The 22,341-nt window shown below is 57.5% G+C and carries 22 protein-coding genes; 20 read left to right on the top strand and 2 right to left on the bottom strand.

Annotated elements, in window-relative coordinates:
* Window positions 1–326 precede the first annotated feature (326 nt).
* The 5 genes from AC2TF6_RS21220 (at window position 327) to AC2TF6_RS21200 (ending at window position 5,790) form a co-directional block, all read left to right on the top strand.
* Window positions 327–1,937 (top strand): OPT/YSL family transporter, encoded by a 1,611-nt coding sequence (locus AC2TF6_RS21220; protein ID WP_491308371.1) that lies wholly within the window; start codon window positions 327–329, stop codon window positions 1,935–1,937.
* Between the two features lie 10 nt (window positions 1,938–1,947).
* Window positions 1,948–3,009, top strand: a complete 1,062-nt coding sequence (locus tag AC2TF6_RS21215) for an S-methyl thiohydantoin desulfurase family protein (protein ID WP_491308370.1) — start codon at window positions 1,948–1,950, stop codon at window positions 3,007–3,009.
* 53 nt (window positions 3,010–3,062) lie between these two features.
* Complete coding sequence (locus tag AC2TF6_RS21210) at window positions 3,063–3,995, top strand: DUF1177 domain-containing protein (protein WP_491308369.1); 933 nt, start codon at window positions 3,063–3,065, stop codon at window positions 3,993–3,995.
* Between the two features lie 85 nt (window positions 3,996–4,080).
* Window positions 4,081–4,752 (top strand): AroM family protein, encoded by a 672-nt coding sequence (locus AC2TF6_RS21205; RefSeq protein ID WP_491308368.1) that lies wholly within the window; start codon window positions 4,081–4,083, stop codon window positions 4,750–4,752.
* Between the two features lie 90 nt (window positions 4,753–4,842).
* Window positions 4,843–5,790 carry an aminopeptidase gene (locus AC2TF6_RS21200; protein ID WP_491308367.1) on the top strand — a complete coding sequence of 316 codons (948 nt, stop codon included), beginning with the start codon at window positions 4,843–4,845 and terminating at the stop codon, window positions 5,788–5,790.
* 113 nt (window positions 5,791–5,903) lie between these two features.
* Here the strand turns inward: AC2TF6_RS21200 and AC2TF6_RS21195 are convergent, their stop codons facing one another.
* Complete coding sequence (locus tag AC2TF6_RS21195) at window positions 5,904–7,175, bottom strand: ATP-binding protein (RefSeq protein WP_491308366.1); 1,272 nt, start codon at window positions 7,173–7,175, stop codon at window positions 5,904–5,906.
* Window positions 7,176–7,346: 171 nt separating this feature from the next.
* Between AC2TF6_RS21195 and AC2TF6_RS21190 the strand changes: the two genes are divergently transcribed.
* The 4 genes from AC2TF6_RS21190 (at window position 7,347) to AC2TF6_RS21175 (ending at window position 11,126) form a co-directional block, all read left to right on the top strand.
* Window positions 7,347–7,940 carry a TetR/AcrR family transcriptional regulator gene (locus AC2TF6_RS21190; protein ID WP_491308365.1) on the top strand — a complete coding sequence of 198 codons (594 nt, stop codon included), beginning with the start codon at window positions 7,347–7,349 and terminating at the stop codon, window positions 7,938–7,940.
* A gap of 293 nt (window positions 7,941–8,233) precedes the next feature.
* Window positions 8,234–9,250: an aliphatic sulfonate ABC transporter substrate-binding protein gene (locus tag AC2TF6_RS21185; protein WP_491308364.1), complete on the top strand. Its 1,017-nt coding sequence runs from the start codon at window positions 8,234–8,236 to the stop codon at window positions 9,248–9,250.
* 130 nt (window positions 9,251–9,380) lie between these two features.
* On the top strand, window positions 9,381–10,136 hold the full coding sequence (locus AC2TF6_RS21180) for an ABC transporter permease (RefSeq protein ID WP_491311699.1): 756 nt from the start codon (window positions 9,381–9,383) through the stop codon (window positions 10,134–10,136).
* Window positions 10,137–10,214: 78 nt separating this feature from the next.
* Window positions 10,215–11,126: a TauD/TfdA dioxygenase family protein gene (locus tag AC2TF6_RS21175; RefSeq protein WP_491308363.1), complete on the top strand. Its 912-nt coding sequence runs from the start codon at window positions 10,215–10,217 to the stop codon at window positions 11,124–11,126.
* A gap of 578 nt (window positions 11,127–11,704) precedes the next feature.
* Here the strand turns inward: AC2TF6_RS21175 and AC2TF6_RS21170 are convergent.
* Entirely contained in the window at window positions 11,705–12,379 is a 675-nt protein-coding gene (locus AC2TF6_RS21170; RefSeq protein ID WP_491308362.1) for an SIMPL domain-containing protein, read from the bottom strand.
* A gap of 197 nt (window positions 12,380–12,576) precedes the next feature.
* On the opposite strand from AC2TF6_RS21170, the gene AC2TF6_RS21165 reads away from it, so the two are divergent.
* The 11 genes from AC2TF6_RS21165 (at window position 12,577) to solA (ending at window position 22,332) form a co-directional block, all read left to right on the top strand.
* Complete coding sequence (locus AC2TF6_RS21165) at window positions 12,577–13,137, top strand: AAA family ATPase (RefSeq protein ID WP_491308361.1); 561 nt, start codon at window positions 12,577–12,579, stop codon at window positions 13,135–13,137.
* A 61-nt stretch (window positions 13,138–13,198) separates the two neighbouring features.
* On the top strand, window positions 13,199–13,990 hold the full coding sequence (locus AC2TF6_RS21160) for a phosphotransferase enzyme family protein (protein WP_491308360.1): 792 nt from the start codon (window positions 13,199–13,201) through the stop codon (window positions 13,988–13,990).
* Between the two features lie 41 nt (window positions 13,991–14,031).
* Entirely contained in the window at window positions 14,032–14,544 is a 513-nt protein-coding gene (locus AC2TF6_RS21155; protein ID WP_491308359.1) for a GNAT family N-acetyltransferase, read from the top strand.
* 276 nt (window positions 14,545–14,820) lie between these two features.
* Entirely contained in the window at window positions 14,821–15,360 is a 540-nt protein-coding gene (locus AC2TF6_RS21150) for a GNAT family N-acetyltransferase (RefSeq protein ID WP_491308358.1), read from the top strand.
* 207 nt (window positions 15,361–15,567) lie between these two features.
* Window positions 15,568–16,437 carry a transporter substrate-binding domain-containing protein gene (locus AC2TF6_RS21145; RefSeq protein WP_491308357.1) on the top strand — a complete coding sequence of 290 codons (870 nt, stop codon included), beginning with the start codon at window positions 15,568–15,570 and terminating at the stop codon, window positions 16,435–16,437.
* A 33-nt stretch (window positions 16,438–16,470) separates the two neighbouring features.
* Entirely contained in the window at window positions 16,471–17,253 is a 783-nt protein-coding gene (locus tag AC2TF6_RS21140; protein WP_369994812.1) for an amino acid ABC transporter permease, read from the top strand.
* Entirely contained in the window at window positions 17,243–17,953 is a 711-nt protein-coding gene (locus AC2TF6_RS21135) for an amino acid ABC transporter permease (protein ID WP_009675286.1), read from the top strand. Before AC2TF6_RS21140 ends, AC2TF6_RS21135 begins: the two co-directional genes overlap by 11 nt.
* Window positions 17,950–18,702: an amino acid ABC transporter ATP-binding protein gene (locus tag AC2TF6_RS21130; protein ID WP_491308356.1), complete on the top strand. Its 753-nt coding sequence runs from the start codon at window positions 17,950–17,952 to the stop codon at window positions 18,700–18,702. The genes AC2TF6_RS21135 and AC2TF6_RS21130 overlap by 4 nt, the downstream gene beginning before the upstream one ends.
* 131 nt (window positions 18,703–18,833) lie before the next feature.
* Window positions 18,834–19,895: an LLM class flavin-dependent oxidoreductase gene (locus AC2TF6_RS21125; RefSeq protein WP_491308355.1), complete on the top strand. Its 1,062-nt coding sequence runs from the start codon at window positions 18,834–18,836 to the stop codon at window positions 19,893–19,895.
* Between the two features lie 86 nt (window positions 19,896–19,981).
* Window positions 19,982–21,175, top strand: a complete 1,194-nt coding sequence (locus AC2TF6_RS21120; protein WP_491308354.1) for an amidohydrolase — start codon at window positions 19,982–19,984, stop codon at window positions 21,173–21,175.
* Window positions 21,172–22,332, top strand: coding sequence for an N-methyl-L-tryptophan oxidase (gene solA / locus AC2TF6_RS21115; RefSeq protein WP_491308353.1), 1,161 nt, complete (start codon window positions 21,172–21,174; stop codon window positions 22,330–22,332). The genes AC2TF6_RS21120 and solA overlap by 4 nt, the downstream gene beginning before the upstream one ends.
* Window positions 22,333–22,341: the final 9 nt, after the last annotated feature.

Raw genomic sequence — 22,341 nt, 5'->3', positions numbered from 1 at the left:
GCTTTAAAGCGGTGTGAGTGAGATGGGATGTGTGCGATGGATGCCGTGTACGTGACGAATGGGACATGCGCCTAGTATGTATAGGATGTGCATATGTGCATATTGCATGAGGACGTCTGTGACGGGTGCATTTATCACCTGGTTTACAAGCCGGTCTTTCCGCTTTGCACTTTTATTTGTCGGATAATTCCATTTTGCGCATACTACTTGTACAAAAAATGCTTGCGCCTCTGCCTTCGGCTTCATTCCCGTAACAGAAAAAAGTTTCCTGAAGGAAACAGATGACGGGAGAATGGTTCTACATCAAGTGATTAGGGGGATTGTCCATGGAAGAGAAAGAGGAAAAGGAAAAGAAACACCCGAGTATTTTCGAGCCGTTCGCACTGATCTTGAACATTGTCACGAGTGTAATCGGGGCCATTATCGGGATGCAGCTGGTTACGACACTGGGGGTAACCCCGAATACCGCGATTATCGGCGCTCTTGTCGCGATGCTGATCGCACGGATTCCCATGATGGTATTCCGTAAATTCAAATCGATCCACCGCCAGAATCTGGTTCAGACGTCTATCTCCTCGGCTACGTTCGGAGCGGCCAACAGCCTGCTTATTCCGATCGGGATTCCGTTTGCGATGGGGGCGACGGAACTGATCGTGCCGATGCTGATCGGAGCCGCGCTGGCGATGTTCGTCGACGCGACGCTGCTGTACAAGCTCTACGATTCCAAACTCTTCCCGGCAAAAGGAACCTGGGCGCCCGGCGTGGCTACCGCGGAATCGATCCTGGCGGGGGATAAAGGCGGCAAACGCGCGCTGCTGCTCGGTGTCGGAACCGTTATCGGGCTTATCGGCTCGTATTTTAAAATCTCGATGTCCGCTTTCGGCGTCGCGTTTATCGGAAACATCTGGGCGCTCACGATGTTCGGCATCGGTTTGATGATCCGGCAGTATTCGGTGCCGTGGTTCGATATCGACGTCAATCATCTGTACATCGCCCACGGGGTCATGATCGGCGCCGGTATCGTCGCGCTCATCCAGGCGGGGATGCTCATTTTCAAGCGTCCGAAACAGGCGGACTCCGAAGCGGGAGGCGAGGAAGAAGTCACGGACAGCAGGCTGACTCGGACGGATAAAGAAGCCCGCCGCACCCTCAGCCTCGGTTTTGCCGCTTACCTGGTCATCGCGCTGCTCATTGCCGTCATCGGCGGGATTATGACGAAAATGTCGCTCGGCATGCTGATCGGCTTCATCATTTTCGCCGCTTTCGCCGCCTTCGTGCACGAGATCATCGTAGGGATCGCCGCCATGCATTCCGGCTGGTTCCCGGCGTTTGCCGTCGCTTTTATTACGCTGTTGTTCGGCATGCTGATCGGGTTTCCGCCGGTTGCGCTTGCGCTTCTGGCCGGCTTCAGCGCGGCGACGGGCCCGGCGTTTGCGGATATGGGCTACGACTTGAAAGCCGGGTACATTCTCCGGGGCAACGGCAAAGATCCCGAGCTGGAGCTTCACGGGAGAAAACAGCAGTACATCACGGCGATGATCGCCTTCGGCGTCGCGCTGCTGACCGTGCTGCTCTCGTACAAAGGCTACTTTGCTCAAAATCTCGTTCCGCCTATTGATAAAGTGTATGTGTCCACGATCGAGGCCGGAGCTTCGGCCGATATTGCCCGCCAACTGCTGCTTTGGGCGATTCCGGGCGCGATTGTCCAATTGCTCGGAGGACCGTCCCGTCAGATCGGGGTGCTTTTCGCAACGGGTCTCCTGATCGTTTCGCCGAATGCGTGCTGGGCGGTACTCACCGGTATTCTGATCCGGATCGTTGTTCTGAAAATTTTCAAGAAAAAAGCCGAAACGCCGATGAGCATTCTCGCCGCCGGCTTTATCGCGGGGGATGCCCTGTACAGCTTCTTTAGCTCTGTATTCAAACTGAAAAAATGAGGTGACTTCCATGACGAGACTCAAGCTGAACGACGAAATGGTAGAACAGGCCGTATACGGCGGCGCCGTTCTAGGCGGCGGTGGCGGCGGCTGGATCGAAGAGGGGCTGAAGCTCGGACGCCTGGCGCTGGAAGTCGGCGAGCCCGAGCTGATCTCTCTCGACGAATTCGGGGACGACGACCTGCTGGTCACCGTCTCCATGGTCGGCGCTCCGGCCGCCAAAGAACAGTTCGTGAAGCCCGTTCACTACGCGAAGGCGCTTGAGATGCTCGCGGCCAAAATCGGCCGGCCCATCCAGGGGCTTCACACGAACGAGAACGGGGCCGGGACGACGGTCAACGGCTGGTTCCAGTCGGCGATCACCGGCGTGCCGCTCGTCGATTTCGCCTGCAACGGCCGGGCTCACCCGACCGGCTCTATGGGCTCGATGAACTTGTCCGAGGTGGAGGACTATGTGTCCCATCAGGCGGCGGTGGGCGGCCGTGGCGATCGCTACATCGAGCTGAGCATCTCCGGGACGCTGGACAAGGCGTCGACGATGATCCGCAAGGCTTCCATCGAAGCGGGCGGCCTCGTGGCCGTGGCGCGGAACCCGGTGACCGCGGCTTACGCGAGAGCCAACGGCGCGGCGGGGGCCATCACGCAGGCGATCGAAGTCGGCCGGGCGCTGCTTTCCGCCAAGGGAGAGGCCGCTATCGAGGCCGTGGTCGCGCAGCTCGGAGGCAAAGTCGTGACCGCCGGAACGGTAACGGACTTCTCTCTCGAAACGTCCGGCGGCTTCGATGCCGGAACCGTCCGGATCGACGACGCGTACGAGATGACCTTCTGGAACGAGTACATGACGCTCGAGAAAGACGGGGAGCGCTTCGGCACCTTCCCGGATCTGATCATGACGCTGGACGCGAAAACAGCGAAGCCGATCGTATCGGCCGCCATCGCGAAAGGGCAGCACATTGCCGTCATTACCGTGCCCGCCGAGAAACTGCTGCTCAGCACGACGATGAGAAACCGCAAGCTGCTGCAAGCGGTGGAAGACATTATCAAGAAGCCGGTGCTTTCTTACCTGGATTAAATCCCGACTCGTTCATTTCGACATCAAAGTGAATTCATACGGAGGAAATTAACATGACCCTTAAACAAACGATGATCGTTCTCGATACACTCGACAGCATTTATGCAAGCGGAGCGAAGGTAAAAGAATTGTTCGACGCCTATCCCGGCGTATCGGTGACCGTATCCAAAGTCAGCGGAGAAAAAGGAAGCACGGATTTCGTCAAAGTCGTGATCCCCGGCACGGACGGCAAAAGCAAGGGCGGCAGCGCGCCGACTTTCGGCATTATCGGCCGTCTCGGCGGCATCGGGGCACGCCCTAGCCGCATCGGCCTCGTCTCCGATGCCGACGGAGCGGTTGCGGCTGTTGCCGCCGCATTGAAGCTGGCGGATATGCAGACGAAGGGCGACGCGTTGCAGGGCGATGTGGTCGTCACGACTCACATTTGCCCGGACGCGCCGACCCGCCCGCATGAACCGGTCGATTTTATGGATTCGCCGGTTGATATCCTGACGATGAACCAAGAGGAAGTCGTGCCCGAAATGGACGCGATTCTGTCCATCGACACGACGAAGGGCAACCGCGTGATCAATCACAAAGGCATCGCGATTTCGCCGACTGTGAAGGAAGGGTACATCCTCCGCGTCAGCGACGATCTGCTCCGCATTATGGAGATGACGACCGGTCAGCATGCGGTGACGTTCCCGGTTACGATGCAGGACATCACGCCGTACGGCAACGACCTGTATCACATCAACTCCATTCTGCAGCCGGCCGTAGCGACGGATGCTCCCGTCGTCGGTGTTGCGGTAACGGCGCAATCCGTCGTACCGGGCTGCGGAACGGGAGCGAGCCACGAGACGGATATCGCGTCGGCGGCGCGTTTCGCCATTGAAGCGGCCAAGGAAACGATGGCCGGTACGTGCGCTTTCTACGACCCTGAAGAATTCGGCCGGATCACGAAGCTGTACGGGTCCATGAAAATTTTGCAGACCAGCGGCAAGTAAGCAGGGAACGGACAGCAGGCAGGGGAGTTTCCCCTGTCCTTTTTTTTCAGCCGCTTCGGGCGGATCTTTCATGGGGGTGGAGAACATGGAGAAACTGGGAATGATCACAATCGGCCAAGCGCCGAGGACAGACGTGGCGCCGATTGTGGAGCGCTGCCTAGAGGGGCGCGCAGAACTCGTTCAGGGCGGTGCCTTAGACGGGCTTAGCAAAGCGGAAATCGAGAGGGACCTTTCTCCGGAAGAAGGGCAGTACGTGCTGACGTCGCGTCTGGCGACCGGAGAATCCGTCGTGATGTCGCGCGAGAAGCTGCAGCCTCTGCTGCAGAAGCGGATTAGCGAGTTCGAGGAGGCCGGAATCCGGCACATTTTGCTGCTGTGCACAGGCGTATTCCCCGGCCTTACTACAGATCGGTCGTATTTGATCGAGCCCGACCATCTTATCCCTCCCGCTGTCAAAGCGATGGCCGGCGGCCGCAGGCTCGGCGTGCTCGTACCGCTGGCGGAGCAGCGCGCAACGCTCGCGCAGAAGTATGAGCCCTACGGCTTGAACCCGGTTTTTGCCGTCGCGTCGCCGTACAAACTGGACGAAGCCGAATTCCGGCGTGCCGCCGAGGAACTGAAAGAGAAGAGCGACATCATCGTGCTGGATTGTATGGGGTACACGGAGGAAGCAAGGCAGTTCATGGCGGAGGCTTCGGGCAAGCCGGTGGTTCTGTCCAATGCTCTGATGGGCAAGCTCGTATCGGAAATGATTTAGAAGAAGCCGGGTTGAGACGGGCTGCTGCCGGGAATCCTTCGAACGTCAGCCCTTCTCGGCTCATTCTCCAATTCAGAAAGGATGAAGATAATGAACGAATCACTCATTGAAGTCGGCAAACACGTGCTGCAAAGCTGTCTGGACCTTCAGGCCCGGGAATCCTTCCTGGTCGTTTCGGACGAGGACAAGAGACATCTCGCTGAGCCGCTTTACGAAGCGGGAAAAGCGCTTGGAGCGGAGGCTGTGCTTATGATCATGAAGGACCGGTACAGACCGGGGGAAGAGCCTCCTGCCGCAGTTGCCGCCGCCATGATCACTTCGAACGTGGTCGTCTGTATCACGAAGCAGTCTCTCACGCATACGCAGGCCCGCAAAAATGCGGCGGCCGCCGGAGCAAGGCTGGCCACGATGCCGGGCATTACGGAGGATATGTTCCTCCACGGCGCCATCTCGGCCGATTATGCCGAGGTTAAGCGTCTGACGGAGCAAGTGACGAAGCTCTTAACCGGGGCCCGTGAGGTGCGCATCGAGAAGGGCGGTTATACGCTGACCTTCCCCGTGGAGGGAAGAAACGGCGTGCCGAGCACAGGGCTGTACCTTAATCCCGGCGAGTCGGGGAATTTGCCGTCCGGCGAAGCGTACATCGCGCCGCTGGAAGGAACGGCGGAAGGGCAAATCCTGATCGACGGGTCCATTGCCGGGATCGGCAAGCTGAGCGAGCCTCTTCTGCTTACCATCGAACAGGGCCGTATCGTAAAGGCGGAAGGCGAAGCCGGACCGCAGCTCCTGGGCATGCTCGGAGACAAAAACGGCCGGCTTCTCTGCGAATTCGGAGTCGGAACGAACGATAAAGCGAGAATCACCGGCGTCATCCTGGAAGACGAGAAGGTGTACGGCACGATACATGTGGCCTTCGGCAGCAACAATACGTTCGGAGGAACGATCACGGCCGGCGTCCATATCGACGGACTCGTTAAAGAGCCGACCGTATATCTGGACGGCAAGCTCATCATGGAGAAGGGGAAGCTGGCTTTTTAGGTGTAATACGCTGTCAGCACCCACCCTGTACAATCCCGGCCGTCCGCGGCCAATAAATCAAATCGCCAGTCCTCTTATGCTCCGACAGAGCGTGAAAGGACTGGCGATTTTTTTTAACCTCCATCGGGGCCTTTGGAAGAAAGGGGCAGCGAGAGAGTGAATTCCGTCCCCCCATGAAGCTCGCTGAACACCGAGACCGTGCCGTTCATGGACCGGATCACTTGATAAGAATACGTAAGGCCCAGGCCGGTGCCCGTATTTTTGGTGGAATAATAGATGGAGCCGAGCCGCCTCAGCTGTTCTTTGTTCATCCCGATTCCATTGTCCCGGATATGTACTTTCACGAGGTGCCCATCCGTATGCATGCGCAGCGTGACGTTACCTTTTTGTATGGCGGAACAGGCTTCGACGGCGTTTTTTACGAAATTGACAAGGAGCTGTTTCATTTCGGCTCCGTTAGCGGTTAGTCGTACGGGTTCGGACGGGACATGCAGGATCAGCGACACATTGTTCATTGTGGCATAGGGAGTCATAACCTCCGCGACAGCCTCCAGCTCATGGACGAGATCGATTTCTTCGCGCTTTTGCGTTAAAGGCTTGGACATGGATAAATACTCCGACAAAATCGCTTCCGTTCGCTTCACTTCCTCGATGCTGATGTCAATGAACCGGTGAAGTTTTTCGGGAGGCATTGCCTGATCTTGACGGATCAGCTTCAAAAAACCGAGCACGGTTGTGAGCGGGTTGCGCACTTCATGCACCAGGGATGCGGCGACCTGGCCGACGGCCTCGATTTTCTCGCTTTGCAGGTACCTCATGTACATGTCCTTATCCGTCGCGGATTTCTCAAACAAGTAGATCAGCAGCAGAACTCCGACTGAATTGTGAACGGGTATGATCAGAATATGGTAAGTCCAATGAGTCAGAATATAATCGGGCCGGTTGATATACAAAAGAAGCAGGGGAAAGATAGAGTAGCAAAGTCCGGCCATAAGGGCGACCAGGTACTTCTGGCTTGTCCTGTGGTAGACATGGCACAGCAAGACCGACAGGGGGAACGTAACCAGCAAGATGCCCATAGCCGAAGAGGTCCCGGGTCCGCCCAAATAAAGGCGGTACAGAACAAACTCCAGCACAAGCAGAAGGCCGATGCGAAACCCGCCGAACACAAGGGCGAAAAAAAGGATGACGTAACGGACATCGAACTGGATGCCTTTTTCGACGCTGGAAGCGAATGTCATGGAAAGAAACAGGCAGATCATGGAGGTAATCAGAATAAATTTCTTGGAGTAATTGGTGTCTTTGTCCCGGTAATAGAAGCTGTACAGTACGAAAGGCATAAGGGAAAAAAAGAGCTGAAGTAAAAGATCCTTGATCTGTGCCAATATCGCTCACCCTCTGGACGTGGTTATATTCATCTGATCCCTACACTATTCGGCATGAAGGAGGGAATTCCTGGGGTTCAAAATGAATATTTCCAGGAACCGGGAGAAACCTCAGTTTTCAGATTCCTTAAATATGTTATAATCCACGGTATCAGAGAAAGGGGACCCGCTATGTCTGTGAACAACCCGGAAAAAGTTATGCAGCAGAGAGAAGAACGCAGGTCGCAGATTCTTCATGCGTCCATCGGAATTTTCGCGAAAAAGGGCCTTGCGGCGGCCAAAATATCGGATATTGCGGAAGCGGCGGGCATTTCCCACGGCCATGTATACAACTATTATTCCTCCAAAGAAGAGCTGTTCGTCAGCCTGGTCAAGATGCTTCAGGAAAGATACGGCAGAGTCTGCGAAGAGGCCCGCCGCCGGGAAGGAAATGCGCGCGAAAAGCTTCTTTGGCATGCCCGGAAAATCGGGGAGGACGAGAATGCGTTGAACGGTATGCATGTCGTTCTGCATGCGGAGACGATCGCCAGTATTTCCGCGGAAGAAAAGCGGGAAATACCGCGCAGGGCCGTCGAGAACCTCCAGCCGATTATCGCGATCGTGAAGCAGGGACAAGAAGAGGGGACGTTCCGGGAAGGAAGACCCGAGGATTTGGCGGTGCTTTATTTCGCTCTGCTCAACGGAGTCAGCGGGGCCCGGCGCAGAGGACTTGGCGCCGTAGCGAGCCCGGATGAAGAGCAACTGGTCGGTTTGCTTTGCAAATAAGCAGGCGGATATGGACGGGTTGCCGCGTTCTTTTCAAGTATTGCTAAAAAAGTATTGACTTCCCAAAAAGGGGCTGATAGAATCATTCCAACAAGCACTGACTGACTAGTCAGTTAGTCCGCCCTTAAAACCAACTATTTTTATATGAATATGAGGTTTAATTATTTTTTAGGAGTGAATCGATAACTCTGGTATCCTACCGGTCCACTGGTGGCACCTTGCACGGCCCGCTTAACGCGTGCTGTCGGGTGTCTTTTTTGTACCCAAAATTTTTGTGCAAAGGGGCACGGCGGATGAACAAACTTCAAGCATCGTTAGCGGCTGCGGCACTCGCCATAGGCTTGGCCGGACTTACGGGATGCGGCGCCGGACAGGCCGCGACAAACGCCTCCGGGACGGACGCGCCCAAAGGCAAATATACCGTCAACCTCGCAAACAACGGGGGCGGTGGGCTACTTCTCCTGGCCAAGGAGAAAGGCTGGTTCGAGGAGGAATTCGCCAAAATCGGCGGGGACGTCAAATGGTCCGAGTTTCCGAGCGGACCGGCTCTTCTGGAGGCACTGGCCGCGGGACGCGTCGATTTCTCCTGGCTCGGCGACGGGGCGGCGATATCCGCTCAGGCGAACAACCTGCCGGTCACGACGCTGTCTCTGCTCTCCGAAGGCTTGAAAGGGCTCAACATCGTGATCGTCCCGGCCAAAAGCACCGCCCAAAGCCTTGCGGATTTGAAAGGGAAAAAGATCGCCATTGCCAAGGGAACTACGCTTCATGTTTTTTTCATCAAAGCGGTTAAGCAGGCGGGGCTGAAGGAATCCGACTTCCAGCTTATCCAGCTCCAGGCGGAAGAATCTGTCGCCGCTTTCGAATCGGGAGCGGTGGATGCCTGGGTCGGACTGGACCCGTATACGAGCATCCAGATCGCCAAAAACGGCGCGCGCGTCCTGACGAGCGGGGAAGCCCTGAACATCAAAGCGCCGGTGCTTACGATCGGCCGGACCGATTTTGTCAAGGAGCATCCGGGGGCGGCGGAAGCTTTCCTGAAAGGATTCGAGAAAGCGATCGATTTTCAGAAGGGGCACCGGGATGAGGTCGTCGAGTTCATAGCGAAGGCGAAGAAGGCGGACCGGGCGACGATCGAGCTGGTGGTACAAAATACCCAATATTCGAACGTTCCCATTTCGAAAGAGATTTTCGGCATCCAGCAGGCTTCGGCGGACATCCTCCTGGAAGCGGGCTTTATCAAGAAGAAAATCGACGTGACGCGAAACACGGACAGCAAAGCGATTGAAGCCGTGAAACCGGCTAAATAAGGAGAAGGAGGCGAAGTCCGTGTCAGCTTTGGGACAATTAAATCCGTCTTCTCCGGCCGCCAAGGGCCTGGAAGAGAGGGAAGAGAGACAAGCCGCAGCCGGCAGAGCATCCGCCAGACGCGGAGGCAAACTGAAGATTGCCCTGCTCGGGCTCGTGCTGCCGCTGGCGGCGCTTGCCGTCTGGCAGACGGTAAGCGGACTGAAACTGGTCTCCGCGACGCTATTTCCTTCACCGCTCAGCATTGCGGATGAATTCGCGGCAATGGTTCAATCCGGCGAGCTTTTCCATCATCTGAGGGTGAGCGTGCAGCGTGCGGCCTACGGCTTTTTGCTCGGCGGCTCGCTCGGTCTTCTGACCGGTATGCTGGTCGGTTTGAGGAAAAAAGCCGAGTATATGCTCGATCCTACTTTACAGATGCTCCGCACCGTTCCGCATCTTGCGATCACGCCGCTTTTTATACTCTGGTTCGGGTTCGACGAGTTATCCAAAATTTTGCTGATCGCGTTGGGAGCTTTCTTCCCGCTGTATGTGAATACATTCCTCGGTGTCCGGAACGTGGACTCCAAGCTGTTTGACGTAGCCAAAGTGCTGGAGTTCAGCCGCTTCAGGCAAATTACGAAGCTGGTGCTCCCCTCGGCGCTGCCGAATGTCCTGCTCGGGCTCAGGCTGTCGCTGGGCGTCGCCTGGCTGGGGCTCGTCGTTGCGGAGCTGATGGGATCGAGTGAGGGCATCGGGTATATGATCCAGGATGCCAGACAGTTTTCCAGAACGACCGCCGTGTTTGTAGGCATCCTTATTTTCGCTGTTGTCGGCAAGCTTGTGGATTCCGTCGTGCGGCTGCTGGAAGAGCGGCTGCTGAAGTGGCGAGACAATTACAAGGGATAGTCCCGGGTAAGGCAGCCGAGCTGCCGGTCCGGGCTTGCCGCTGACGATAAATCAACCATTTTAAAGGAGGAAAAGAACATGAGTGAACAAGTGAAGGTAACCCCGGTTTCAGGAAGAATTGGTGCTATTATTGAAGGGATTTCATTGTCCGGCAGTCTCGATGAAAGCACGGTAGGTTTTATCCGCGAAAAGCTGCTAAAGCATAAGGTTATTTTCTTTCGGGGCCAGAATCACCTGGACAATGCCGGACAGGAAGAGTTTACGAAGCTGCTCGGCAGTCCGATCGCTCACCCGACGATCAAGCCCAAAGACGGCACGGATTACGTTCTGGAGCTGGATTCGACTCATGGTGGACGCGCCAACGTGTGGCACACGGATGTGACGTTTGTTGATGCATATCCGGCCGCTTCCATCCTCCGGGGAATTGTGATTCCCGAATCGGGCGGGGATACGGTGTGGGCGAATACGGCAGCCGCTTATGAACTCCTTCCTGCGGAGCTGCGCGAGCTGGCCGACAAGCTGCGGGTGCTGCACACCAATGAATTCGATTATGCGGCCACAGCCAGAACGGTTAACGCCCTGGGCAGCGAAGCGGCACGCAAATACCGGGAGAGCTTCGCTTCCACGGTCTACGAAACGGAGCATCCGCTCGTCCGCGTTCACCCGGAAACGGGAGAGAAGACACTGGTTTTGGGCGGCTTCGCCAAAAAAATCGAAGGCTTCTCCGTCGCCGATTCCCAGAAGCTTATCGCCTTGTTCCAGGAACATATCACAAGCCTGGAAAATACCGTGCGCTGGCGCTGGGCAGAAGGCGACGTGGCGGTCTGGGATAACCGCGCCACGCAGCATTACGCCGTGAACGATTACGGCGACCAGCACCGGGTCGTCCGCCGGGTCACGATTGCCGGCGAAGTCCCGGTCGGCGTGGACGGCCGCAAGAGCGTGACGCGCATCGTCTCGGAGCCTGCGGCTGCGGCGAGCGCGTCGTAAGCGGGCGGCGGCCGCTCAGCCCTGCGCAGGGCTGGCGCAGGCGGGAGCCGGAACGCCGACTGGAGCGGAGCCAGAGCCGGACGGGAGCAGAGCCGGAGCCAAAGCAGAGCCGAACGGGAGCCTAGCCGGAGACGGAGCAAAGTCAAGCGAGAGAGCCGCAAGGGAGCGAAACCAGAGCGTAGCCGGAGCCGAAAGGGAGCGTAGCCGGAGACGGAGCAAAGTCAAGCGAGAGCCGCAAGGGAGCGTAATCAGAGCGTAGCCGGAGCCGCGCCAGAGCGGAGCGGACACAGCGCGGGTCTTGGCGTGCGCCTGACTTGGCCCGCGATTTAAGAGCGGGCCCGGCCGTGGCGGCATCAGGCAAACGCCGTTCCGCGGAGCCGCCGGGACCGCCTGCGAATCCCGGGTGCGTTCCGGCATTGCGCGGGGCGGATATCTACCTTGATCCTGTTCCAGCGAAAGAGAGCGTATCCCGGCTGACGGGACACGCTCTCTTCGTTGTGCTGTCCGGCCCTAGCCCCAAAAAGAGCGTGTCCCCAACTGACGGGATGCGCTCTTTTTTCGGTGCGCCCGGCCGCGGCTTAGCTGAAGGTGTATCGCGCGCTCACCGCCGCATAAACCTGCAGCTCTCCCGGTTGGATCGGGGTTGCCGGACTGGCGGCCAGCACCGAGGCCTTGAACGGGACAGGCTCGTTCTGGCGGCTGAGCTCCCGGACGGACTCCGGAACCGCCGCCAGGGTGACCCCGAGGGAAGCCGCTATCGTCAGCGCCTTCTCCCGGGCGTTCCGGACGGCGAGGGTCAGCGCTTCCTTGCTGTATTTCTGCGGCTGGGACGTCCGGAAGGAGATCCCGGAGACGGAGTTGGCGCCTTTGGAGACGGCGGTATCGACAATCGTCCCGGTTTCTCCGACCCGTTCCGTCGTAATTTTCAGCAGATGAGTGACCCGGTAGCCGCGAAAAATCTGTTTGCCGTCCTGAAAGTCGTACTGGGGATCGATCCGGAATTCGTCCGTCTGGATGCTGCTGCGGGGGATTCCGAGCTGCAGCAGGGAGTCGATCACGGCCGAGATGATCCGGGCGTTCTCGGCCTGCAAGGGCGAGAGGGCTTCTCCCTCCGTGACGGCTCCCAGCACGATCACGGCTTGGTCGGGAATGACGGAGACGATTCCGTCGCCCGTAACTTCAATGGCAGCCGGTTTGCCTGCCCGGTATCCGGGCGATGGAGGAAGCGGCGGCGGGGGTGCAAAACCGTACATGGCCGGTCTCCTTTCTGATGCGGAAGTGGTTTATCTTAGTGTATGGAATCCGGGCCTTCCGCATGCCGGCAGGAAAAATGCATACACCGCTCTCCGAGCGGCCGGTTTGATTATAACGAAACTCTCCTTACGATGCCTTGCCGGCGATTGGCTACAATGGAAACATGAGAAATCGTCCGCAAGAGGAGGAGATTGGCATGATTCGGGATATTCATGCGATGTTTTTGGTGACCGGCATTATGGCAAGCGGCAAATCGACGGTCGCGCAGCTGTTGGCGGAGCGATTCGAGAAATCGGTTCATCTCCGGGGAGATCATTTCCGCAAAATGATCGTCAACGACCGCAAGGAAGTCCATCCGGATGCGGAAGCCGATCAGATGGAACAGCTTCTACTGCGGTACAGGCTGACGGCTCAAGCCGCCGATACCTACTATTCCGCCGGATTCACCGTCGTGATGCAGGATGTCGTGGTAGGCCGCGTGCTGAACGACTTCCTTGCGCTGCTGGAGGACCAGCCCCTGTACGTGATCGTTTTGTGTCCCGGCGAAGAGGAAGTCGCGCGCAGAGAAGCGGCCCGGGTCAAAAAAGGATACGGCGTATGGACCGTATCCGCACTGAACGGCGTGCTGCACGCGGAAACCCCGCGGGTCGGTTTGTGGCTGGACTCGACCGATCTAACGCCGGAGGAAACCGTGGATGCGATTCTGGAGCGCGTATGGGAGGAAGGAACTGTCCGGGCCTCGGATGTCCGGGATTAGGAAAGCCCGGATCTGCCGAGTGTACTTCTTTTCGGATGCGAACAAAAAAGGAGGTGCTTAGATGTCTAATCATTCAAATGAGGAATTGTTAGCCGGTGGCAACGTCTCAAAGGTATATAGGTCGGGTCATACAGTTAGACGGGAATTAAAGCCGAATAGCCCCCAAATTCATGACCTGTTAAACCATCTTGACAACAAAGGATATGGGTATGCCCCTAAATACCTGGGTATCGATGAAAAAGGAAGAGAAATTTTATCCTTTATCGAAGGAGAAGCCGGTAATTATCCTCTGAAGAACTATATGCGGTCAGATGATGTCTTACAGGAAATTGCGAAAATGCTCCGTCTCTATCATGATGCTGTAAGCGACTTTTCATTTGATGACAGTTGGCGATCTTTGGATAATACTCCACAACCTGCGGAGGTAATATGCCACAACGATTTTGCCGTATACAACATTATTTTTCAGCAGGAAAGACCGATAGGTATTATTGATTTTGATGCAGCCGGACCTGGTCCGCGGCTTTGGGACATAGCTTATACTCTGTACACTTGTGTGCCGTTAAGCAGATTGTATCTGACTGAAACAGGCGAAATCGTTTATTATGATTCCTTTCAAGATGCTTCCCGCATTAAAAACAGAGTGAAATTGTTTTTTGATTCTTACGGTGAAGGTTTTGCGGAAAATTATATAGAAATGGTACTGCTGCGATTGGAAGGATTATGTAACACAATAACAAGAAGAGCGGGTGAGGGTGACCTTGCTTTTCAAAAAATGCTAGATGCCGGTCATCTCGAACATTATCAAAATGACATTACATTCATCTCTGAACATAAGAATGACTGGACTTAAATCTTTTTTTCGCTAAAGGGGCTTTAAAGGAGGTTTTGCCGGTGAGTACGTGTCCGGACGCGGGGGCAGACCTGGAAATCAGAAGAGCGGGTTCGGCCGAAACGGCTCTTTTGCAGGAGCTGTATGTGGAAGCGGCCCGCTGGAGAGTTTCGCAGGGCATTCTGCTCTGGGACGAGAAGACGTTCACCTGGGAGTATATCGCGGGCCTAATGGCCGATTATGAAATGTTTATCGCTTATTCGGGCGGCGAGGCCGTGGGCTGCTTCACGCTCCAGTGGAGCGATAAGCCTCTTTGGGGAGAGAGGGACCGCGGCGATGCGGGCTATCTTCACCGGCTCGTTGTGACGCGCAAGCGCAGCGGACTCCGACTTGGAACCCGGCTGCTCGAATGGGCGGAAGGTTATATCAGGCGGGCGGGCAAAACGTATTTCCGGCTGGACTGCATGTCGGAGAACTCCGGGCTCAACGCGTATTACCGGAACGCCGGCTTCGTTTATCTGGAAACCGTGCAGGGAGACGGATGGCGCGCCAACCTGTATGAGAAAAAGCTGTAAGACGGCTGCGGCATGCAGCCTTTTTTTGTGCAGCCCGTTTATCGTGAGCGGGGTCCGGAACTTCATAATACCTTTACCGTTCAGCTTCCCCAAAAAAACAACAAAAAATGGTTGATAACGTCCCGCTTTAATGGTACAGTATTAAAAACTTAGTACTCCGCTTTGAATTGTCGAGTATCGACCGGACAGCCGGAGAAGTCGCTTCTAGTGACCTCTCCGGCTTTTTGCGTTGTTACGCGGAGTTCCACACCTAGGAGAAAAAGGAGTGTCAGATCTATGGGAAGCTCACCCTCCATCGTCATCCGTGAAGCGGCAGAGGCGGATCGCGAAGCGGTTCGCGCGGTGATGCTTGAAGCTTATCTGCAGTATGCCGACGTCATGTCCGCGCAAAGATGGCAGCAGTACCGCGAAGATATCGGTGCCGCCGCTGACAAAGGCAATCCCGTCGCACGGCTAGTAGCCGAGGCGGAAGGGAAAATCGTCGGAACCGTCCAGCTGTTCGTTTCCTCGGAGGCGGCTTACGGCAGGCCGGAGCTGGAAATCTATACGCCGATTATCCGCTATTTGTCCGTATCGCCGGAAGCGCGGGGCAGAGGCATCGCGACGGAGCTTATTAAAGAAAGCGCGAAGCGCTCCCTGGAGCTCGGGGCCTCCACGCTTCATCTTCATACGTCCGATATGATGGCTTCCGCCGTGAGCCTGTATGAGCGGCTGGGATTCCAGCGCGCGTTTGACAAGGAGTTCCATAACGGCGAGGTACTTGTTAAAAGCTACCGGCTGGAGCTGCGCGAATCCGCCTTTTTTACGGCCTCATAGAGAAAGTTTTTACATAGGGGCGCAGGCAAGGCGGGCAGCAGAGGGGAAGCATGGCAGGGAATCAGACGAGACATGCTTACAAAGCAAGGCGAAACAGGCCGACCTTCAGCCGCAAGAAATATACACCGCATGGGTTCGGACTTAATCAGGGCTGGACGATCACTTTACATTCTCAACTATCCATAATGAAGCGGGGGAGCAAGTCTAATGAAGAAACAGGTTAGCAAATGGTTGGCGGGTGCAGGAATTTTATTACTGGCGGCAGCGTCTGCGGGCTGTGGCAAAACCGTTGAAACGGGCGGAGGGACGACCTCGGCGGCCACGGACAAACCGGGAGAAAGCCCGGCGGGCAAGGTCCAGAAGATCATAGTCGGCACGGGGACCAAGTTCCCGCAGGTGTGCTTTATCGACCAGAACGGCAAGCTGACGGGGTTTGACGTGGAGCTGATCAAAGAGCTCGACAAGCGGATACCGGAATACGAGTTCGAATTCAAAACGATGGAGTTCCAGAGTCTGCTGCTCAGCCTGGAAACGAACAAGATCGACTTGATCGCCCATCAAATGGAAAAAAATCCGGAGCGCGAGCAGAAATATTTGTTCAATAAAGAGCCGTACAGCATTTTCCTGAACAAAGTCGCCGTCGAGATCAACAACGACACCATCAAAACCATCGACGATCTGAAAGGCAAAAAAGTCCGCACCGGAGCGACAAGCAACGAAGCGTACATCCTCCAGGAGTACAACAAGAAGAACAACAACGCCATCGAGATCGTGTACGACAACGCTACGGCCAACGATCTGGTGGATAAAATCCGCAAAGGGCGCATCGACGCCACGGTGACGTCGGATTTCGCCCTCCGCAACTATACGGACAAAGACGGCAAGGTCGCGCTGAAAACGGTCGGCGAACCTTTGACAGAATCGGATGTGCTGTATGTATTCCGCAAAACGGACGGAAAGCTGGCCGACCGGATCGACCAAGCCATCAAGGAAGTGAAGGCGGACGGAACGCTGTCCAAGCTGAGTATTCAGTGGCTCGGCCAGGACTTCTCGCACGTGGGCAAGCAGAAGAAATAAGAACCCGAAGGTTCGTACGAGAGAGGTGGTATCATGGGCAGAAGATTCGAGGCGGACTATATCTTCTTCTTTATTCCGAAGCTGCTTTCCTATCTGCACATCACGCTGCTGATCGTGGGAAGCTCCATCGCGCTGGGGCTGATCATCGGGTTTCTTATCGCTTTGCCCCGGCTGTATAACGTGCCCGTCCTGAGGCGGATCAGTCAAGTCTACGTGTCCTTCTTCCGGGGGACGCCAATTCTCATCCAACTGTTCCTGATCTACTACGGATTGCCGGAATTGCTGAAAATCGTCCAGGTGGACGTGTCCAAAACGCCGGTGCTCCTGTTCGTCATTCTCACTTATTCGCTGCACACCGGCGCCTATGTCTCCGAGATGATCCGGTCGGCGGTGGCGGCCGTTGACCGGGGGCAGGTGGAGGCGGCCTATGCGGTAGGCATGAACGGGTACGAGGCATTCACCCGGATCGTTATGCCGCAGGCGCTCGGGATTGCGCTGCCCGTTTTCGGCAACCTGGTCATCGGGAACCTGAAAGATTCCTCGCTCGCCTTCACGCTGGGCGTTATGGAAATGACGGGCAAATCCGAGACACTGGGCACGGCGACGCAGCATTTTATCGAAATTTATATCGCCTTGTCGCTGATTTATTTCGTCGTCAGCTTTATTTTGCAGAAAGGCTTCGATGCCGCCGAGAAAAGGCTGCTGCGCCACAGCAGGCCGCTTGCGGACACGGCCGGCAAAACGGCAGCGCGCCTGAACATCTTCAGACGGCTCCAGCCGGGAATCAAAAAGGAGGCGCCGGGCTATGAACCTTGATCCTGCTTTCATCGGCACGGCCTTTCTGAGCCTGCTGTCGGCTCTGCCGGTTACCCTGTATATCACGGCTGTCTCCGTTCTGGGAGGGCTGCTGATCGGTACGGGCATCGCGCTGGCGCGCATTTACCGGGTGCCGGTTCTGCATCCGGCGGCGGTGGCGTACGTGACCTTTATCCGGGGAACGCCGATGCTGATGCACTTGTTCCTCGTTTATTTCGGACTTCCGGCCGTTCTGGATACGCTCGCGGACCGTTACGGATGGTCCTTCAACTCGGGCTCCATCCCGCTCGTCGCTTTCGTGATCATCGCTTTCTCCATCACGGCGGGAGCTTATATGTCCGAAGTGGTCCGGGCGGGCATCGGGGCGGTGGACCGGGGGCAGATCGAGGCGGCTTACGCCGTCGGCCTGACGACTGCGCAGGCGCTGCGGCGCATCGTCTTTCCCCAGGCATTTGCGGTCAGCCTGCCCAATTTGACGAACTCCGTCATTTCCATGCTGCATGCGACTACGCTCGCTTTTACCATCTCGGTGGTGGAAATTAACGCCCAGGCCAACATCGTGGCGTCTACGAACTGGAAGTTTTTCGAAGCCTATATAGCGGCCGCTCTCCTGTTCTGGGGGATTACGGTCCTGGTGGAAAAGGCATCGTCCGCTCTGGAGAAGCGGTTTACTCTTTACAATCGGGGTGGAGTGGCATGATTAAACTGACCGGGATTTCAAAATCGTTCGGGAAGCAGGAAGTGCTGAAAGGCATCGACCTGACCGTGCATAAAGGAGAAGTCGTCGTTATCCTGGGGCCTAGCGGATCGGGCAAAACGACGCTGCTGCGGTGCATCAATTTTCTGGAAAAGCCGAACGCCGGCGAAGTGACGATCGGGGATTTTACCGTCGACTGCAAGCGCTCGGGCCGCAAAGATATTCATACGCTGCGCAAGAAAACCGCCATGGTGTTCCAGCAGTACAATTTGTTCAAACACAAGACCGTTCTGGAAAATGTGATGGAAGGGCTGGTCGTCGCGCAGAAGCTTCCGAAAGACGAGGCGCGTGCGCGAAGCGCGGAAGTGCTTTTGAAAGTGGGATTATCCGGGAAACTGGACGCCTATCCGAGCCAATTGTCCGGCGGTCAGCAGCAGCGCGTCGGAATCGCGCGGGCACTGGCGCTGAATCCGGAGGTCATTCTATTCGACGAACCGACCTCAGCCCTGGACCCCGAGCTGGTCGGCGAAGTGCTCGCGGTCATCCGCAAAATCGCCAAAGAGGGCATTACGATGATTGTCGTGACGCATGAAATGGGATTCGCCAGAGAGGTGTCCAACCATGTGGTCTTTATGGACGGCGGCGTAATCGTCGAGGAGGGTCCGCCCGGAGAGCTGTTCAACGCGCCCAAGGAAGAGCGGACCCGGCAGTTTCTGAAGCGGATCACTCCTGAACTGAGCTATTCCATTTAAAACGCGGAGCCGGAAAAAGACGGAACCGCAAAGATGCAACTGTAAAAGACGGAACTGCAAAAAACGCAACTGCAAAAACGGTTCCGTCTGCACGGCCGGAATTCGTTTTTTTACAAGGAGGAAGCCAAGTTATGGCCATTAAACTGAGTATTCTGGACCAGACCCCTATCTACGAAGGCGAAACCGGGACGGAGGCTTTCAAGCGGACCGTCGCTCTGGCCCGGCGGGCGGAGGAGCTCGGCTACCACCGCTTCTGGGTGGCGGAGCATCACGATTCCGCGCACGTCGCCGGATCTTCGCCGGAAGTGCTGATCTCCCATCTGCTGGCCAAAACCGAACGCATCCGGCTCGGATCGGGAGGCGTCATGCTCCAGCATTACAGCCCGTACAAAGTCGCGGAAAACTTTAACGTGCTGTCCGCGCTCGGACCGGGAAGGATCGATCTGGGGATCGGCCGCGCTCCCGGCGGCCTGCCGAGATCGACGCAGGCGCTCCAAAAAAACGTCGTGGACGCCGATTCCCTGACCGACAAAATCGTCGAGCTGCGCAAATTTCTGCACAACCGGCTGGAAGAAGATCACCCGCTGGCCGGTCTCCGTGCGAATCCGGTACCTGAGCGGCCCGCGGATCTTTACGTGCTCGGAGCGAGTACGGGAAGCGCCCGGATTGCGGCGGAACTGGGTCTGCCTTACGTGTTCTCGCTGTTTATTAACGGGGACCCGCAGACGGCCGTGGAAGCCATCGGGACGTACCGGAGCGAGTTCAATTACGCGGACGGCGCCGAACCGGCGGCCATACTCGCTTTGTCCGTCATTGCGGCCGGAAGCGAGGAAGAAGCGGAGGAGCTGGCCGGGGACCATAAGCTGGTCAAGATCCATCTGGAGAGCGGCCGGACGATTACGGTCAGCACCTTGGAGCATGCGGAGGAATTCGGTAAACAGAGCAGCGAGAACTTCACGATCGAGGTGAAGGAGCCTTCGGTGACGAAAGGGACGATCGAAACCGTGAAGAAAGAGCTGCTGGAGCTGCAGCGGGCTACCGGCGTGGACGAATTTATCGTTTTGACCGCGGTCAAAGATTTTGCGAAGCGGCTGCGGTCGTTCGAGCTGCTGATCGAAGCGCTGTCGGGTGCGGACACGGCGGCTGAAACGGAAGCGGAAACGGCCGATCAGCGCGTATCGGTAGAGGCTTGAGCTGCCGCGATTGGCGGGCGGCAATCCGCCGCATCGCGCTTCTTAAGCAGCCTTAAGCAGTCTCAGTCAAAAGGAGGGTGAAAGCCATGACTAGCGAAACGCTGACACAGCAAGAGCAACTGGAAGAGCTGGCCGCAAGACTCGTCGCGGTCCGGCGTCATCTGCACGAGAATCCCGAGCTGTCTCACGAAGAATTCGAAACGACGGCTTTTATTAAAGCCTGGCTGGAGGAGGCCGGCATCCGCATCGCCCCTTATTCCCTGCGGACCGGGCTCATTGCCGAAGTGGGGGGGCTGCGTCCGGGACCTGTGGTCGCCATCCGGGCGGACATTGACGCGCTGCCGATCCGGGAAGAGACCGGCCTTCCTTACGCGTCCAAGATTCCGGGAAAAATGCACGCCTGCGGCCACGATTTTCACACGGCGGCCGTTCTCGGAGCGGCTTATCTGCTCAAGCAAAAGGAAGAGGAGCTTCCGGGCACAGTCCGCTTCCTGTTCCAGCCGGCCGAAGAGAAAGCGAGCGGCGCTCTCAAAGTGATCGGCAGCGGAGCGCTGGAGAACGTGCGGGCCGTATTCGGGCTGCACAACAAACCCGATCTGCCGGTCGGGACGCTGGGCATCAAAGTAGGCCCGCTGATGGCGGCCGCGGACGGCTTCGTCGCCGAGATAGAAGGCCGGGGCTCGCACGCGGCCCTGCCCGAAGCCGGCAGCGATCCGATCGTGGCGTCCGCGCAGATCGTTTCGGCGGTCCAGTCCATCGTCAGCCGCAACATCAGCTCGCTGGACAGCGCCGTCGTCAGCGTGACGAAGCTGCACAGCGGAACCGCCTGGAACGTGATTCCGGAGAAAGCGCTGCTGGAGGGCACGATCCGCACCTTCGACGAAGGCGTACGGAGCCGTGTGCTGGCGCGATTCCGCGAGGTCGTCGAGGGAGTGGCGGCGGCCAGCGGGACGAAAGCATCGCTTCGCTGGATCCAGGGTCCGCCTCCCGTGAACAATTCGGCCGAGCTGGCCGAGCTTGCGAGAACCACGGCGGACGCTCTCGGCTACAGCGCGGTTACGCCGCTCCCGTCTCCCGCAGGCGAAGACTTCGCCTTCTATCAGCGGGAAGTGCCCGGGCTTTTCGTCTTCGTCGGGACGGACGGACAGCACGAGTGGCATCATCCGGCGTTCGACCTGGATGAAGCGGCCCTTCCGGTGAGCGCGCAATTTTTCTCGGAGCTGGCCCGGCGTGCGCTCCTGGAACTCTCCGGGCAGCCCGCAGGCGGAGCAAACGGATGAACGGCGGGATGACGTATGACGTCATCGTGGTCGGAGCGGGCTCGATGGGCATGAGCGCAGGCTATCACCTGGCGAAGCAGGGGGTGCGGACGCTGCTCATCGACGCCTTCAACCCGCCGCACGGGGAAGGCAGCCATCACGGAGAGCCCCGGCTTATCCGCCACGCTTACAGCGGAGGGCCCGCCTACATCACGATGGCGCTGCGCGCCCAGGAGCTCTGGGAGGAGCTCCAGGCGGAGACCGGCGCGGAGCTGATGGTCCCGTCCGGGGTGATCAACATCGCGGGTTCGGACGCGTTCCGCACCCGGGCCGAAGACGCCCGGAAGTTCGGCGTCCGTGCCGAGCTGCTGGACGCGGCCGAGATCGGCCGACGCTGGCCGGGCTTCGAGCTGCCGGAGCATTTCGCCGGGATGTATGAGCCGGACGCCGGCTATCTCTTCAGCGAGAAGTGCGTCGCCGCCTACCGGAGGCTGGCCGAAGAGGCGGGAGCCCGGCTGCTGACGGATACGCCCGTGCGCCAGCTGAACGCGCGGGAAGGCGGCGTCGCCGTTCGTACGGACCAGGGCGTGTACTATGCGCAGCAGGCCATCCTCGCCACCGGCGCCTGGTTCCGGACGCTGGAGCCGTTCGTGAAGCTGCCCGTCCGGGCGGTCCGCAAAGCGGTAGGCTGGTTTCAGCCGAAACAGCCCCTGTTCGGTGCGGGCCGCTTCCCGGGCTTCACCATCGGCGGCGGCGAGGGGGGCTACTACGGCTTTCCGGACATCGGCGGCGCGGGGGTCAAAATCGGCAGACACGACACCGGCGTGGAATGGACGGCGGGTGAGGCCCTGGAGCCTTTCGGCCGTTACGAAGAGGATGAAGGGGATCTGCGCCGGGCGCTGGAAGCTTATATGCCCCAGGCAGCTGGCCGGCTGAACCGGGGCGCCGTCTGCAAATACGAGCTTTCCCCCGACGAACAGTTTATGATCGACCGTCATCCGGCCCATCCGTCCGTTCTTCTGGCGGGAGGATTTTCCGGTCACGGATTCAAATTTGCCAGTGTCGTCGGGGAGATTCTCGCCGATCTGACACTGTACGGACGGACGCCGTTCGATATCCGGCCGTTTGCTTTGACGCGTTTTACACAAGGGGCCCAGAGTCCCCGGACGACTGCATAAGGAGGTAGA

The organism is Paenibacillus sp. JNUCC 35 (assembly GCF_058269095.1).
This window is presented reverse-complemented; position numbering and strand designations above follow the sequence as displayed.

Bases quoted from the DNA above. Each gene is read 5' to 3' on its own strand.
- AC2TF6_RS21120 (WP_491308354.1), top strand. From the start codon at position 19,982: ATGACTAGCGAAACGCTGACACAGCAAGAGCAACTGGAAGAGCTGGCC.
- AC2TF6_RS21175 (WP_491308363.1), top strand. From the start codon at position 10,215: ATGAGTGAACAAGTGAAGGTAACCCCGGTTTCAGGAAGAATTGGTGCT.
- AC2TF6_RS21140 (WP_369994812.1), top strand. From the start codon at position 16,471: ATGGGCAGAAGATTCGAGGCGGACTATATCTTCTTCTTTATTCCGAAG.
- AC2TF6_RS21145 (WP_491308357.1), top strand. From the start codon at position 15,568: ATGAAGAAACAGGTTAGCAAATGGTTGGCGGGTGCAGGAATTTTATTA.
- AC2TF6_RS21185 (WP_491308364.1), top strand. From the start codon at position 8,234: ATGAACAAACTTCAAGCATCGTTAGCGGCTGCGGCACTCGCCATAGGC.
- AC2TF6_RS21130 (WP_491308356.1), top strand. From the start codon at position 17,950: ATGATTAAACTGACCGGGATTTCAAAATCGTTCGGGAAGCAGGAAGTG.
- AC2TF6_RS21125 (WP_491308355.1), top strand. From the start codon at position 18,834: ATGGCCATTAAACTGAGTATTCTGGACCAGACCCCTATCTACGAAGGC.
- solA (WP_491308353.1), top strand. From the start codon at position 21,172: ATGAACGGCGGGATGACGTATGACGTCATCGTGGTCGGAGCGGGCTCG.
- AC2TF6_RS21220 (WP_491308371.1), top strand. From the start codon at position 327: ATGGAAGAGAAAGAGGAAAAGGAAAAGAAACACCCGAGTATTTTCGAG.
- AC2TF6_RS21135 (WP_009675286.1), top strand. From the start codon at position 17,243: ATGAACCTTGATCCTGCTTTCATCGGCACGGCCTTTCTGAGCCTGCTG.
- AC2TF6_RS21205 (WP_491308368.1), top strand. From the start codon at position 4,081: ATGGAGAAACTGGGAATGATCACAATCGGCCAAGCGCCGAGGACAGAC.
- AC2TF6_RS21215 (WP_491308370.1), top strand. From the start codon at position 1,948: ATGACGAGACTCAAGCTGAACGACGAAATGGTAGAACAGGCCGTATAC.
- AC2TF6_RS21210 (WP_491308369.1), top strand. From the start codon at position 3,063: ATGACCCTTAAACAAACGATGATCGTTCTCGATACACTCGACAGCATT.
- AC2TF6_RS21165 (WP_491308361.1), top strand. From the start codon at position 12,577: ATGATTCGGGATATTCATGCGATGTTTTTGGTGACCGGCATTATGGCA.
- AC2TF6_RS21160 (WP_491308360.1), top strand. From the start codon at position 13,199: ATGTCTAATCATTCAAATGAGGAATTGTTAGCCGGTGGCAACGTCTCA.
- AC2TF6_RS21150 (WP_491308358.1), top strand. From the start codon at position 14,821: ATGGGAAGCTCACCCTCCATCGTCATCCGTGAAGCGGCAGAGGCGGAT.
- AC2TF6_RS21200 (WP_491308367.1), top strand. From the start codon at position 4,843: ATGAACGAATCACTCATTGAAGTCGGCAAACACGTGCTGCAAAGCTGT.
- AC2TF6_RS21190 (WP_491308365.1), top strand. From the start codon at position 7,347: ATGTCTGTGAACAACCCGGAAAAAGTTATGCAGCAGAGAGAAGAACGC.
- AC2TF6_RS21170 (WP_491308362.1), bottom strand. From the start codon at position 12,379: ATGTACGGTTTTGCACCCCCGCCGCCGCTTCCTCCATCGCCCGGATAC.